Annotated in this window: 9 protein-coding genes, 2 pseudogenes and 1 riboswitch; of the genes and pseudogenes, 8 read left to right on the forward strand and 3 right to left on the reverse strand. The window is 72.2% G+C overall.

Going from position 1 to position 13,015, the window contains the following annotated elements; translation table 11 throughout:
- Window positions 1–5: 5 nt before the first annotated feature.
- On the forward strand, window positions 6–1,025 hold the full coding sequence (locus AC0B61_RS05850; protein WP_471739355.1) for a nucleoside triphosphate pyrophosphohydrolase: 1,020 nt from the start codon (window positions 6–8) through the stop codon (window positions 1,023–1,025).
- A gap of 62 nt (window positions 1,026–1,087) precedes the next feature.
- Here AC0B61_RS05850 and AC0B61_RS05855 read toward each other — a convergent pair whose 3' ends face one another.
- On the reverse strand, window positions 1,088–1,513 hold the full coding sequence (locus tag AC0B61_RS05855) for an SDR family NAD(P)-dependent oxidoreductase (protein WP_471739356.1): 426 nt from the start codon (window positions 1,511–1,513) through the stop codon (window positions 1,088–1,090).
- A gap of 332 nt (window positions 1,514–1,845) precedes the next feature.
- On the opposite strand from AC0B61_RS05855, the gene AC0B61_RS05860 reads away from it, so the two are divergent.
- The 7 genes and pseudogenes from AC0B61_RS05860 (at window position 1,846) to AC0B61_RS05890 (ending at window position 10,018) form a co-directional block, all read left to right on the forward strand.
- Window positions 1,846–3,213 (forward strand): cytochrome P450 family protein, encoded by a 1,368-nt coding sequence (locus tag AC0B61_RS05860; protein WP_471739357.1) that lies wholly within the window; start codon window positions 1,846–1,848, stop codon window positions 3,211–3,213.
- A 252-nt stretch (window positions 3,214–3,465) separates the two neighbouring features.
- Window positions 3,466–3,633: riboswitch (cyclic di-AMP (ydaO/yuaA leader) on the forward strand.
- Window positions 3,634–3,638: 5 nt separating this feature from the next.
- Window positions 3,639–4,439 (forward strand): transglycosylase family protein, encoded by an 801-nt coding sequence (locus AC0B61_RS05865; RefSeq protein WP_471739358.1) that lies wholly within the window; start codon window positions 3,639–3,641, stop codon window positions 4,437–4,439.
- Window positions 4,440–4,716: 277 nt separating this feature from the next.
- The gene (eno, locus tag AC0B61_RS05870) at window positions 4,717–6,003 is read left to right on the forward strand and encodes a phosphopyruvate hydratase (RefSeq protein WP_471739359.1); all 1,287 of its coding nucleotides are present in this window, start codon (window positions 4,717–4,719) and stop codon (window positions 6,001–6,003) included.
- Window positions 6,004–6,143: 140 nt separating this feature from the next.
- Complete coding sequence (locus AC0B61_RS05875) at window positions 6,144–6,629, forward strand: FtsB family cell division protein (RefSeq protein WP_471739360.1); 486 nt, start codon at window positions 6,144–6,146, stop codon at window positions 6,627–6,629.
- A pseudogene (locus tag AC0B61_RS05880) lies at window positions 6,601–7,140 on the forward strand (DUF501 domain-containing protein); the annotation flags it as partial. The gene AC0B61_RS05875 and the pseudogene AC0B61_RS05880, both read left to right, overlap by 29 nt.
- A 146-nt stretch (window positions 7,141–7,286) precedes the next feature.
- Window positions 7,287–8,222: a Ppx/GppA phosphatase family protein gene (locus AC0B61_RS05885; RefSeq protein ID WP_471739388.1), complete on the forward strand. Its 936-nt coding sequence runs from the start codon at window positions 7,287–7,289 to the stop codon at window positions 8,220–8,222.
- A gap of 428 nt (window positions 8,223–8,650) precedes the next feature.
- Window positions 8,651–10,018 (forward strand): NAD(P)/FAD-dependent oxidoreductase, encoded by a 1,368-nt coding sequence (locus tag AC0B61_RS05890; RefSeq protein ID WP_471739361.1) that lies wholly within the window; start codon window positions 8,651–8,653, stop codon window positions 10,016–10,018.
- A gap of 172 nt (window positions 10,019–10,190) precedes the next feature.
- On the opposite strand, the gene AC0B61_RS05895 is transcribed toward AC0B61_RS05890, so the two are convergent.
- Window positions 10,191–12,749 carry an ABC transporter permease gene (locus AC0B61_RS05895; RefSeq protein ID WP_471739362.1) on the reverse strand — a complete coding sequence of 853 codons (2,559 nt, stop codon included), beginning with the start codon at window positions 12,747–12,749 and terminating at the stop codon, window positions 10,191–10,193.
- A 48-nt stretch (window positions 12,750–12,797) separates the two neighbouring features.
- A pseudogene (locus tag AC0B61_RS05900) lies at window positions 12,798–13,015 on the reverse strand (ABC transporter ATP-binding protein); the annotation flags it as partial.

Genomic DNA, 13,015 nt, shown 5'->3' on the forward strand with positions numbered 1-13,015 from the left:
GTGTGATGACGAATGTTCCCGGTGCCACGTTGATCCTGCTGACCACCACCCACCGGGTGGCTCCCGGGCTGCTGGCGTGGCCGGCCTGGGAGGCGTTGCGGTCGGCGGGGCGGGTGCTGGTGGGAGACGAGGGGCACCCGCAGCTGGCGGCGGTGCGGCAGGCCGGGGTGACGGTGGAGGTGGTGCCCGCCGAATCGGCGCCCGCGCTGGCACGGTTGCTGACCGGACAGCCGGCCGGGGCTGGGCCGACGGTGTGGCTGGGCAGCCCGGACGGGGATCCGGGGCTGACGGACGCGCTGGCGCGGCTCGCGGTGGAGCGGGCCGGTGAGGTGCCCGAGATCGAGGTGCTGCCGGGTTCGTACGACCTGCCGGGGTCGCGGCTGCTGGACCTGGTGACGGTGATGGACCGGCTGCGCTCGCCGGGGGGCTGCCCCTGGGACGCCGAGCAGACGCACGAGAGCCTGGTGAAGTACCTGGTGGAGGAGGCGTACGAGCTGGTCGAGGCGATCGAGGAGGGGGATCGGGAGACGTTGCGCGAGGAGCTGGGCGACGTGCTGCTCCAGGTCTTCTTCCACTCCCGGATCGCCGAGGAGCACCCGACCGAGCCGTTCACCGTCGACGACGTGGCCGGTGACATCGTCGAGAAGCTGATGTACCGGCACCCGCACGTGTTCGGGGACGTCGAGGCCGGGGGCGCCGCCGAGGCGGAGGTGAGCTGGGAGCAGCTGAAGGCCGCCGAGAAGACGGACCGCGAGTCGGTGCTGGACGGCGTGCCGGCCGGGCTGCCCTCGCTGGCGTACGCGGCGAAGCTGGTGTCCAGGGTGCGCCGGGCGGGTTTCACGGCGGTGCCGGACGAGCCGTACGAGCTGCCGGCGCAGCTGACCGCGGAGACGGCGGGCCGGTTGCTGCTCGCGGTGGCGCAGCGGGCGCACGACGCCGGGGTGGACGTGGACGCCGCGCTGCGGTCGGCCGCGCGCGGCTACCGGGGCGCGGTGCGCGCGGCCGAGGGCCTCAAGCCGGAGTAGGGCCCCGAGCCGCAGTAGAACCACAAGCCGGAGCCGGGGCCCTGGCGCATGGGCCGGGCGGCTCAGGCCGCCGCGGCGGTGCGCCCGATCGGGCGCCGCTGCGGCGGGACGAGTTCGCCGATGGCCTCGCCGACGAGGACGACGAGTTCGGCGAGGCGTTCGAGGTCGAGGTGGTCGGGCAGGTCGGCGAGGGAGATGACGCGCTCGCCGTCCGGGCCGGCGACGGCGAACACGTCGATCGGCCCGAGGTGCTTCTCGGCGGTGTCGACCAGGGCGGCGACGTCGCTGGGGCGGCGGATGTCGCCGGAGACCCCGACGACGGGGCAGCCCGGCCGGTCGAGTTCGGCGGCGAGGTCCTCGGCGATGCCGACGTACTGGTCGGCGATCAGCATGCCGACGGCGCCGGCCGCGGAGAAGCGGCGGGCGAGGTCGGCGCCCGACCCGCCGTCGAGTACCGCGATGACGACGACTGACCCGCTGACCCGCATGGTCTGCTCCTCCCTGTGGGCGACACCGCACCGGCGCCCACGCGTACTGCGGAGGATCGTAGGCACGACCTGACCCTCCGCAACAGGGATTACCCCGCAGGTGACCAGGCTCACGCCCGCCGCCCGGCCAAGAGCTGTCCAAGAGCTGTCCACGGCCCGTCCACCGGTCGTCCACGGACGGTCGGCGCGCCGGTCGAGCGCCTGCCGAGCACTGGTCGAGCGCCTGCCGAGCACTGGTCGAGCACCGGCCGCGCGCCGGTGGAGCGCCGTCGCGCGCTGCCGCCGGAAGGGCGCGCCCGGCTCGCCGCGAACGCACCGGATACGGTCGACCCATGCCAGCTCAGCCCGACCCCGCCCAGCCCGCCGCCGCGCAGCCCGACGCCCCCGCTCCGCAGCTGTTCACCTGGGAGTTCGCCACCGACCCGTACCCCGCCTACGCCTGGCTGCGCGAGCACGCCCCGGTGCACCGCACCACGCTGCCGAGCGGCGTCGAGGCCTGGCTGGTGACCAGGTACGCGGACGCCCGGCAGGCGCTCGCGGACGGCCGGCTGTCGAAGAACCCGGCGCACCACAGCGAGCAGGCGCACCGCACCGGCCGGGTGGGCATCCCGGGGGAGCGGCAGGCGGACCTGATGACGCACCTGCTGAACATCGACCCGCCGGACCACACCCGGCTGCGCCGGCTGGTGTCGAAGGCGTTCACCCCGCGCCGGGTGGCCGAGTTCGAGCCGAGGGTGCAGCAGCTCACCGACCGGCTGATCGACGGTTTCGCGCAGCGCGGCTCGGCGGACCTGATCCACGAGTTCGCGTTCCCGCTCCCCATCTACGCGATCTGCGACCTGCTGGGCGTGCCGGCCGAGGACCAGGACGACTTCCGCGACTGGGCCGGGATGATGCTGCGGCACACGAAGCCGGGCCAGGGCGGCGGCCAACGCGGCGGTGTGGGGCGGGCGGTGAAGCGGATGCGGGCGTACCTGCTGGAGCTGATCCACCGCAAGCGCGCTGACCTCGGGGACGACCTGATCTCGGGCCTGATCCGGGCGAGCGACCACGGCGAGCACCTGACGGAGAACGAGGCCGCGGCGATGGCCTTCATCCTCCTCTTCGCCGGTTTCGAGACCACCGTGAACCTCATCGGCAACGGGACGTACGCGCTGCTGCGCAACCCGGAGCAGCGCGGGCTGCTGCAGGAGTCGGTGGCGCGCGGGGAGCGTGCGCTGCTGGACACCGGGATCGAGGAACTCCTTCGCTACGACGGGCCGGTGGAGCTGGCGACCTGGCGGTTCGCGACCCGGCCGCTGACCATCGGCGGCGTGGACATCCCGGTCGGCGATCCGGTGCTGGTGGTGCTGGCCGCGGCGGACCGCGATCCGGCCCGGTTCTCGGACGAGAACACCCTGGACCTGGCCCGGACGGACAATCCCCACCTGGGTTTCGGGCACGGCATCCACTACTGCATCGGCGCCCCGCTGGCCCGCCTGGAGGGGCGGTCCGCGCTGGCCACGCTGCTTTCCCGGCTGCCCGATCTGCGGCTCGCGGAAAGCCCGGAGAATCTGCGCTGGCGCGGTGGCCTGATCATGCGTGGACTGCGGGAACTGCCGGTCGAATTCAGCCCGGAGGGCCGCTCCCCGCATACGCCTCCGCATACGCCGTCGCATACTCCTCCGCATACGCCGCCGCACGCTCCTTCCGCGCCCTGACATAACGGCACGATTCACCGATGCGCCGGTGGTCCGCGCTGACGGAACGTTGTCTCGAGCGCGTCAGGCGCGGTGTGAATACCCATCAACTCGGACATACCTCCGCTGTTGGTAGGCGATCGGGCACGCGCCGTAATTTCTGTGTGATATCGGTGATATGAGCTTGTGATCGGTCTGAGTATCTGTCTACTCTCCCTGGAGTTCGCAGCTGCGGACCTCGTGCGCGGAACGCCGAATCCTGCCCGCCGCGTCACGGGAAACCGACCAGACCCTGGGCAGGGGCGGGGGAACCAGGTTTGTTGCCGTTCCCCGACGGCTTGGGGTGAAGCCGCCCGAGCGGAATCGCTTCCGCGTACGGCGGCCGGGCCACCTCCCGGTCCGAACCCGACAGCTCACCTCGCAGGCGTGCGGAGAGGGACTCCTTCATGCTGTTCGTTGGAACCGGCCGTCACCGTCGTCGTACCCAGACCGAGAAGGCCATCGCCGTCGCCGGCGTGGCGGGCGTCGGACTCGCGATGCCGCTCCTCACCGCCACCGGTGCCTCCGCCGCCCCGGCCACCACCTGGGACTCCGTCGCCCAGTGCGAGAGCGGCGGCAACTGGAGCATCAACACGGGCAACGGCTTCTACGGCGGTCTGCAGTTCACCTCCGGCACCTGGAAGGCGTACGGCGGCACCTCGTTCGCCCCGCAGGCCAACCAGGCCAGCAAGGCGCAGCAGATCACGGTCGCCGAGAAGGTCCTCGCCTCGCAGGGCCCCGACGCCTGGCCGGTCTGCTCGCAGAAGGCGGGCCTGGCCAAGGGCGGCGCCCCGGCCGCGGTCGACGCCTCGTCGGATGCCGAGCCGCAGTCCGCGCCCCAGCAGCAGACCCCGAAGGCCGCCGCCAAGCAGGCTGTCAAGCCGGCCCAGAAGCCGGTCGAGAAGCCCGCCCAGCAGCAGGCCCCGAAGCACGCCGCGCCGAACCGGGCCGAGAAGCCCGTCGACCAGGCGGCGCAGCAGTACGTCCCCAAGCACGCGGCCGCCGCCGTCGCCCAGCCGGCCGCGGCCCCGCAGGCCGCGCAGACCGCCGGCCACGACTACACCGTCCGGGACGGCGACACGCTGTCGACCATCGCCGCCGCCCAGGACGTGTCCGGCGGCTGGCACGCGCTGTACGACGGCAACCGCGGCACCGTCGGCGGCGACCCGGACCTGATCCTGCCCGGCCAGGTCCTGCACCTCGGCTGAGCCGCCCCGCGCCGGGCGCTCCCGGCGCGACGCGCGGAGGGGGTCGGGACGACCGGCCCCCTTCGTCCCCTTCATCCGCTCTTCGTCCGCTTCGGTGGGCCGGGCTGGGTCAAGCAGGTGAACTACCGGTGGGTAGTGGGGCCACACGCTGAGACGGTGCCGAGGCCGACGTGGCCCGGGGAGCCCGGGCGGCTAGGCTCTGGTCCGTAACGACTCCGCAATCGTCCTGGCGACAGCACCGCCGTCAGCCGGACCTGCTTCCGCAAGGAGATGCCTCGTGCCGTCCATCGATGTCGTCGTAGCCCGTGAGATCCTCGACTCCCGCGGCAACCCCACGGTCGAGGTCGAGGTCGGCCTCGACGACGGCAGCACGGGTCGTGCCGCTGTCCCGTCGGGCGCCTCCACCGGCGCCTTCGAGGCGCTGGAGCTGCGCGACGGCGACAAGAACCGCTACTTCGGCAAGGGCGTGGAGAAGGCCGTCCTGGCCGTCATCGAGCAGATCGGCCCGGAGCTGGTCGGCTACGACGCCACCGAGCAGCGCCTGATCGACCAGGCCATGCTCGACCTGGACGCCACGCCGGACAAGTCCTCGCTCGGCGCCAACGCCATCCTGGGCGTCTCGCTGGCCGTCGCGCACGCCGCCTCCGAGGCCAGCGACCTGCCGCTGTTCCGCTACCTGGGCGGCCCGAACGCGCACGTGCTGCCCGTGCCGATGATGAACATCCTCAACGGCGGCTCGCACGCGGACTCCAACGTCGACATCCAGGAGTTCATGATCGCCCCGATCGGCGCGGAGTCCTTCTCCGAGGCCGTCCGCTGGGGCGTCGAGGTCTACCACACCCTCAAGGGCGTGCTGAAGGAGCGGGGCCTGTCCACCGGCCTCGGCGACGAGGGCGGCTTCGCGCCGAACCTCGACAGCAACCGCGAGGCCCTGGACCTCATCACCGAGGCCATCCAGAAGGCCGGTTACGTGCCCGGCCGCGACATCGCGCTCGCCCTGGACGTCGCCGCCTCCGAGTTCTACGAGGACGGCGCCTACCAGTTCGAGGGCAAGGCGCTCACCTCCACCGAGCTCATCGAGTACTACGCCGAGCTGGTCGCCGCCTACCCGCTGGTCTCCATCGAGGACCCGCTGGACGAGTCGGACTGGGACGGCTGGCGGGCCATGACCGTCAAGCTGGGCGACAAGGTCCAGCTGGTCGGCGACGACCTGTTCGTCACCAACCCCGCCCGCCTGGCCCGGGGCATCGAGACCGGCACCGCCAACGCGCTGCTGGTGAAGGTGAACCAGATCGGCTCGCTGACCGAGACCCTGGACGCCGTCGAGCTGGCCCAGCGCAACGGCTACCGCTGCATGATGTCGCACCGCTCCGGCGAGACCGAGGACGTCACCATCGCCGACCTGGCCGTCGCCACCAACTGCGGCCAGATCAAGACCGGTGCCCCGGCCCGCTCCGAGCGCGTCGCCAAGTACAACCAGCTGCTGCGCATCGAGGAGATCCTCGACGACGCCGCCGAGTACGCCGGCCGCGGCGCCTTCCCGCGCTTCCGCTCCGCGGAGTGAGCAGGGCGGGTACGAGGGCCGAGCGCTCCCGGTAGCGCACGCCTGACCGGTGCCCCGCCGTTCACCCCGTAGGGTGGACGGCGGGGCACCGTCGCGACCAGGAGGGGACACCGGAGATGGCAGGCTGGAGGATCCCGGGCTTGGCGGCCCGGCCTCGGTTCACGAGCCGGGCGACCGTCCTCGTCCTGGTGCTCTGCTCACTGGTGGCGATCCTCGCCTACCCGGCGCGGCAGTTCATCTCCCAGCGCGCCGAGATCTCCGCCCAGCGGGCCAAGGCCGACCACGTCCGCCAGCAGGTCGAACAGCTGCGCCGGGACAAGGCCCGCTGGCAGGACCCGGAGTACGTCAAGGCGCAGGCCCGCGCCCGGCTGCACTACGCGGTGCCGGGGGAGACCCCGTACATCGCCGTGGACCCGGCCGGCCAGGCCTCCGCCCGGCCCTCCGCGCCCGCGGCCGGCGCGGCCCCGCCCGGCGGCACGGCGGCCGGCCAGGCGCAGGCCGCCAAGCCCTGGTACGTCGGCATCTGGGACTCGGTGGACGCCGCCGACACCGCCGCGGCCGCCCCCGCCACCCCCCTTCCGCTCCCACCGTCCCCCGTTGGAGACACCTCCCCCCATGACCACTGAGAACCACCCCGCCGTCTCCGACGCCGACGTCGCGGCCATCGCCGCCCAGCTCGGCCGGGTGCCGCGCGGCCTGCGCGGCGTGGCGCACCGCTGCCCCTGCGGCAACCCGGACGTCGTGGAGACGGCTCCCCGGCTGCCGGACGGCACGCCGTTCCCGACGCTGTACTACCTGACCTGCCCCAAGGCCGCCTCGCTGATCGGCACCCTGGAGGCGGACGGCGTGATGAAGGAGCAGAGCGCCCGGCTCGCCGAGGATCCGGAGCTGGCCGCCGCCTACCAGAAGGCGCACGAGGACTACATCGCCCGGCGCGACGCGATCGAGGTGCTGGAGGGCTTCCCGAGCGCCGGCGGCATGCCGGACCGGGTGAAGTGCCTGCACGTGCTGGTCGGCCACTCGCTGGCGGCCGGCGAGGGCGTCAACCCGCTCGGCGACGAGGCGATCGGCAGGCTGGAGGACTGGTGGGCCAAGGGCCCGTGCGTCTCCCCGGCCGAGGTCGAGGCCGCCGGTGAGCGGGTCGCCCGCAACCGCGCCAAGGAGCAGGACCACGAGGCCGTGATCGCGGCCAAGCAGCGCAAGGCCGCCGAGCGCGCCGCCAGGAAGCGCGCCGCCGAGGACGCGGAGCAGGACGCCGACGGGCCGCAGGAGTCGCGGTGACCATGGCCCGCGTGGCCGCGATCGACTGCGGCACCAACTCCATCCGGCTGCTGGTCGCCGATCTGGATCCGGAGACCGGGGAGATCACCGACCTCGACCGCCGGATGATCGCCAACCGGCTGGGCCAGGGCGTGGACCGCACCGGCCGGCTGCACCCGGACGCGCTGGCCCGCACCTTCGCGGCCTGCCGGGAGTACCAGGAGGTCATCGCCGGCTTCGGCGTCGGCCCGGAGCGGGTCCGCTTCGTCGCCACCAGCGCCTCCCGGGACGCCGAGAACAGCGCCGAGTACGCCAACGGCGTGCGCGACATCCTGGGCGTCGAGCCCGAGGTGGTGAGCGGCGAGGAGGAGGCGCGGCTGTCCTTCCTGGGCGCCACCAAGGAGCTGACCGGCGAGCTGTTCCCGGCCCCGTACCTGGTGTTCGACCTCGGCGGCGGCTCGACCGAGTTCGTGCTCGGGACGGACGACGTGCAGGCGGCGCGCTCGGTGGACATCGGCTGCGTGCGGCTCACCGAGCGGCACTTCGGCGGTGCCGAGCTGCCCACCGAGGAGCAGATCGCGCAGGCCCGGGCGCATGTGCGGGCCGAGCTGGACCGGGCCGAGGAGGTCGTTCCGCTGACCGGCGCGGCCACCCTGGTGGGCCTGGCCGGGACGGTCACCACGGTGTCCTCGATCGCCATGGGCCTGTCGGGCTACGACTCGGCGGCGATCCACCACTCGCGGGTCAGCCGGGAGCGGGTCGCCGGGATCGCCCGGGAGCTGCTGACCGCGACCCACGCCGAGCGGGCGGCCATCCCGTCGATGCACCCGGGCCGGGTGGACGTGATCGCGGCCGGGGCGCTGGAGCTGCTGGAGATCATGGAGCGGACCGGCGCCGCCGAGGTGGTCGTGAGCGAGCACGACATCCTGGACGGAGTCGCCTGGAGTATTGCCTCCTGACGCCTCGCAGGCCTTACCGGACCGGCCCCGGCGCCCCTTTCGGGGAGCCGGGGCCGGGGCGCGCCCGGGGCCGTGCGGAAAAGTTCGTGAATTTCTTCACATGGCGATCCCGCCATTCGCCCCACCGGCCCGCCCGCTACGTCCGAATTGTGGGACCGAAGGCCCCCCGGCCATGGGGCCCGCTGGATCGCAGGCCAGAGGCCGATCAGGGTTTGAAAATCGAATTCACGCCCGGGAACCCCGGCCCGGTACGGATCGTTGCTGCTCAGCAGGGTGGTGCTCCGGCTCACGTTCGCAAGGGGGTGCGCGGACGGGTGAGCGCCCGCTCGGGCGCCGAAATCGCGGCCGCGCAGTGTAGCACGTGGGGTCCATGAGCTTGTGACCGGGCTCACGAAGGCTGCTCCGAACGGTGCTGGATACTTTCGGATATGAGCACCACGGAGCGTCCTCGCATCCTCATTGTCGGCGGTGGTTACGTCGGCCTGTATGCCGCGATGCGCATCCTCAAGAAGATGCGCTACGGCGAAGCGACCGTCACGGTCGTGGACCCGCGGTCGTACATGACGTACCTGCCCTTCCTCCCCGAGGCGGCCGGCGGCAACGTCGCGCCCCGCAACCTCGTCGCGCCGCTGCGCAGCGCCCTCAAGCAGGCGGAGGTGCTGACCGGGTCCGTCACCGGCATCGACCACGCCCGCAAGGTCGCCACCATCCAGCCGGCGGCCGGCGACAGCTACGAGCTGCCCTTCGAGTACCTGGTCGTCGCGACCGGCTCGGTCTCCCGCACCTTCCCGATCCCGGGTCTGGCGGAGCACGGCATCGGCATGAAGACGGTCGAGGAGGCCATCGGCCTCCGCAACCACGTCATGGCCCAGCTCGACAAGGCCGAGTCCACCACGGACGGGGAGGTCCGCCGCAAGGCCCTGACCTTCGTCGTCATCGGCGGTGGCTTCGCCGGCATCGAGACGATCGCCGAGATCGAGGACATGGCGCGCGACGCGTCCAAGCTGTACCGGACCGTCAGCCGCGACGACATGCGCTTCGTGGTCGTCGAGGCCGCCAACCGCATCCTCCCCGAGATGGGCCCGGACCTCGGTCTGTGGACCAAGGAGAAGCTCGAGGAGCGCAACATCGAGGTCTACATCGAGACCTCCATGGACTCCTGCGTCGACGGCCACGTCGTGCTGAAGAACGGCCTGGAGATGGACGCCTCCACCATCGTGTGGACGGCCGGCGTGAAGCCGAACCCGGTGCTGGCCCAGTTCGGCCTGCCGCTGGGCCCGCGCGGCCACGTCGACACCGCGCCGACCCTCCAGGTCCAGGGCTTCGACTACGTCTGGTCCGCCGGCGACAACGCCCAGGTCCCGGACCTCGCCGCCGGCGAGGGCGCCTGGTGCCCGCCGAACGCGCAGCACGCCTGCCGTCAGGCCGTCGTCCTCGGCGACAACGTGATCTCCGGCATGCGCGGCTTCCCGCAGAAGGAGTACAAGCACAAGAACCTCGGTGCGGTCGCCGGTCTCGGCCTGCACAAGGGCGTCGCGATCCTCTTCGGCAAGTACAAGCTGAAGGGCCGCCCGGCCTGGTGGTTCCACCGCCTGTACCACGGCGCGATGGTGCCGACCTTCAACCGCAAGGTCCGCGTCTTCACCGACTGGACCCTGGCGATGTTCCTGAAGCGCGAGATGGTCGGCCTCTCCCAGATGGAGAAGCCGCAGCTCCCGATCCAGGAGGTCACCCCGCCCACCAAGCCCGTCGAGGCCGCCAAGCCGGCCGCCGACAAGGAACTCGCGAGCAAGTAGGCGACTGAGACCCCGGTGTGGGAGCACCGGGGTATGAGTCGGAGGCCCTCCGCCCGGCAGTGTCGCCGGACCACGACCTCCGTGGTGCTCAGCCGGCCGTGCGACCGGGCGGAGTACAGCAGTAGCAGAGCCCCTGCCGGCATCCGGCAGGGGCTCTCGCTGTGACCGGGTGTCAGTCGGTCTTGATGCTCGACAGGATGTCCAGCTTGGACGCCCGGCGGGCCGGCCAGATCGCGGCCACCAGGCCGACCACCCCGGCCAGGGCCAGGAACAGCGCCAGCTGGCCGTACGGCAGGACGGTGGTCAGACCGGCCAGGCTCGACTTCAGGGTGCCGTTGATCGCCCAGGCGATGAAGCAGCCGAGCAGCAGGCCGACGCCGGCGCCGAACAGCGAGATCACCACGGACTCCAGCCGGACCATCCGCTTGATGCCCCGGCGGTCCAGGCCGATCGCCCGCAGCATCCCGATCTCGCGCTTGCGCTCGAAGACCGACATCGCGAGCGTGTTGATCACGCCGAGGATCGCGATCAGGACCGCCATCCCCAGCAGGCCGTACATCAGGTTCAGCGCGAAGGTGATCGTCTGGCTGAAGTCGTCGCGGACGTCCTGCCTGGACTTCACCTCGATCACCGGGTTGGCGCCGGTGGCGTCCTTGAGCGACTGCTTGAGCGTGGCGGTGGCGCCGTCCGTGCCCCTGACCAGGACGTCGGAGATGAACGGCTTCGGCTCGTGCTTGGCGATCTCGCTGTTGGCGATGACGACCGGGCCGAGCATGCCGCCCGTGCGGTAGACGCCGCCGACGGTCAGCTGGCCGGTGGAGTCGTCCGGGTAGGTGACCTTCATCGTGGAGCCGGTGGTGACGCCGAACTTCTTGGCGACGTCCTCGTCCACCAGCAGCCGGCCCTGGCCGAGCGCGGCGGCGGAGCCGCTGGCCAGCTGGACGTCGACCAGCTGGTCGAAGCTCGCCGCGTCCAGGCCGGTGATCGACTTGGCGGTGCCGTCGAGCTCCCAGTAGGCGGCGGTCATCGGCGAGGAGGCCGCGACCCCGGGCGCCTTGGCGACCTGTGCGGGCACCTGCTCGGAGAGGTTCATGCCGTTGGCGGCCGAGACGATGTAGTCGGCCTTCATCGAGCTGGTGACGGCTCGGTCGACCACGTCGGACACCGAGGCGCCGATCACGGTGAGACCGGTGACCAGGGTCAGACCGATGGTGAGCGCGGCGGCGGTGGCCGCCGTGCGGCGCGGGTTGCGCACCGCGTTCTGCTGGGCGAGCTTGCCCGGGGTGCCGCCGAGCCCGCGCAGCAGCGGACCGATCAGCGCGACCACCGGGCGGGAGAGCAGCGGCAGCAGGACGAACACGCCGATCAGGGCGAGGAAGGCGCCCAGGCCGACCGGCAGCCGGCCGCTGGTGTCGCCGGTGGAGGCGCCGTAGCCGATCAGGGCCAGGCCGCCGGCGGCGAGCAGCGAACCGATCGTGTTGCGGACCACCAGGCTCTTCTGGGAGGCGGGCTGGTCGCCGCTGCTCATCGCGGCCACCGGCGCGATCCGGGCCGCGCGCAGGGCCGGCAGCAGGGCCGACAGCACCGTCACCACGAGGCCGACCAGGACCGTCACCGCGACCGTCAGCGGCTTGACCACCAGCGAACCGCTCGGCATGTTCCCGTCCAGGCTGCCGATCAGCGACTGCAGCCCGGCGCCGATCCCGACGCCCGCGGCCAGGCCGGCGACCGCCGAGACGGTGCCGATCAGCAGGGCCTCGACCAGCACCGAGAAGGTGACCTGCTTGCGGCTGGCGCCGATGGCGCGCAGCAGGGCGAGTTCCCTGGTGCGCTGGGCGACCAGCATGGTGAAGGTGTTGGCGATGATGAAGATGCCGACGAAGAGCGAGATGAAGGCGAAGACCAGCAGCATGGTGCGCATGCTGTCGGTGCCCTTGGCGATCGTCTCCTGCTCGTCGGCCTTGAGCTTGGCGCCGGTCTCGACGTCGAACTGGTGGCCCGGCGGCACCTTGGGCTGGACCTGGGCGAGCAGCGCGTCCTCGGAGGTGCCGGGCTTGGCGGTGAGCACGATGCTGCTGTAGCGACCGGGCTCCAGCAGCACCTGCTGGGCGGTGGCCTTGTCGAACAGGGTGAGCGTGCCGCCGGTGTTCACCACCGGGTCGTCGGTGGTGAAGATGCCGGTGAGCCTGGCCTCGATCACCGGGCCGTTGGCGGCGACCCGTACGGTGTCGCCGATCCGGTAGCCCGCCTTGTCGGCGGTCTTGCGGTCGAGCGCGATCTCCTTGCCGCTCTTCGGGCCCTGGCCCTCGGCCATCGGGTAGCGCGGGTCCTTGCCGTCCTGGCCCGGGGCGAAGTTGGCGCCCCTGGCGGCCCAGAACTGGCCGACCAGGTTGCCCCTGCGGTCGGCGACGCCGGTGAAGCCGCTCACCACGCCGCGGGCGCCGCCGGTGCCCGGAAGGTCGGTCAGCTGCTGGACGGTGGCGTCGGTGAGCGCGGCCGAGCCGCTCTCGCTCTTCTGCTTGGCGCTGGCGCCGGAGCCGGCCGCGCGGTCCACCAGCTGGACCGAGACGTCGGAGTAGCTCTTGGAGTTGCTGTCCCGCATGGCCTTGCCGAAGGTGTCGGAGAAGACCATGGTGCCCGCCACGAAGGCGGTGCCGAGCATGACGGCGAGTGCCGTCATGAGCAGTCGGCCCTTGTGGGCCAGCACGTTGCGCAGTGCGGTGCGATACATGAGGTGTCCTGGGAGGCGTCGGTGGGCGGGCTGCGGGCTGGCGCCGTGTCAGCTGGTGCGGCCCTTGGCGTCGAAGCGGCGCATGCGGTCCAGGACGGTGTCGGCGGTGGGGGCGTGGAGTTCGTCGACGATGCGGCCGTCGGCGAGGAAGACGACGCGGTCGGCGTAGGAGGCGGCGACGGGGTCGTGGGTGACCATGACGACGGTCTGGCCGAGTTCGCGGACGGAGTTGCGCAGGAAGGAGAGGATCTCGGCGCCGGAGCGGG

Source organism: Kitasatospora sp. NPDC023385 (assembly GCF_055664045.1).

Bases quoted from the DNA above. Each gene is read 5' to 3' on its own strand.
- AC0B61_RS05850 (WP_471739355.1), top strand. From the start codon at position 6: ATGACGAATGTTCCCGGTGCCACGTTGATCCTGCTGACCACCACCCAC.
- AC0B61_RS05855 (WP_471739356.1), bottom strand. From the start codon at position 1,513: ATGCGGGTCAGCGGGTCAGTCGTCGTCATCGCGGTACTCGACGGCGGG.
- AC0B61_RS05895 (WP_471739362.1), bottom strand. From the start codon at position 12,749: ATGTATCGCACCGCACTGCGCAACGTGCTGGCCCACAAGGGCCGACTG.
- AC0B61_RS05860 (WP_471739357.1), top strand. From the start codon at position 1,846: ATGCCAGCTCAGCCCGACCCCGCCCAGCCCGCCGCCGCGCAGCCCGAC.
- AC0B61_RS05865 (WP_471739358.1), top strand. From the start codon at position 3,639: ATGCTGTTCGTTGGAACCGGCCGTCACCGTCGTCGTACCCAGACCGAG.
- AC0B61_RS05885 (WP_471739388.1), top strand. From the start codon at position 7,287: ATGGCCCGCGTGGCCGCGATCGACTGCGGCACCAACTCCATCCGGCTG.
- AC0B61_RS05890 (WP_471739361.1), top strand. From the start codon at position 8,651: ATGAGCACCACGGAGCGTCCTCGCATCCTCATTGTCGGCGGTGGTTAC.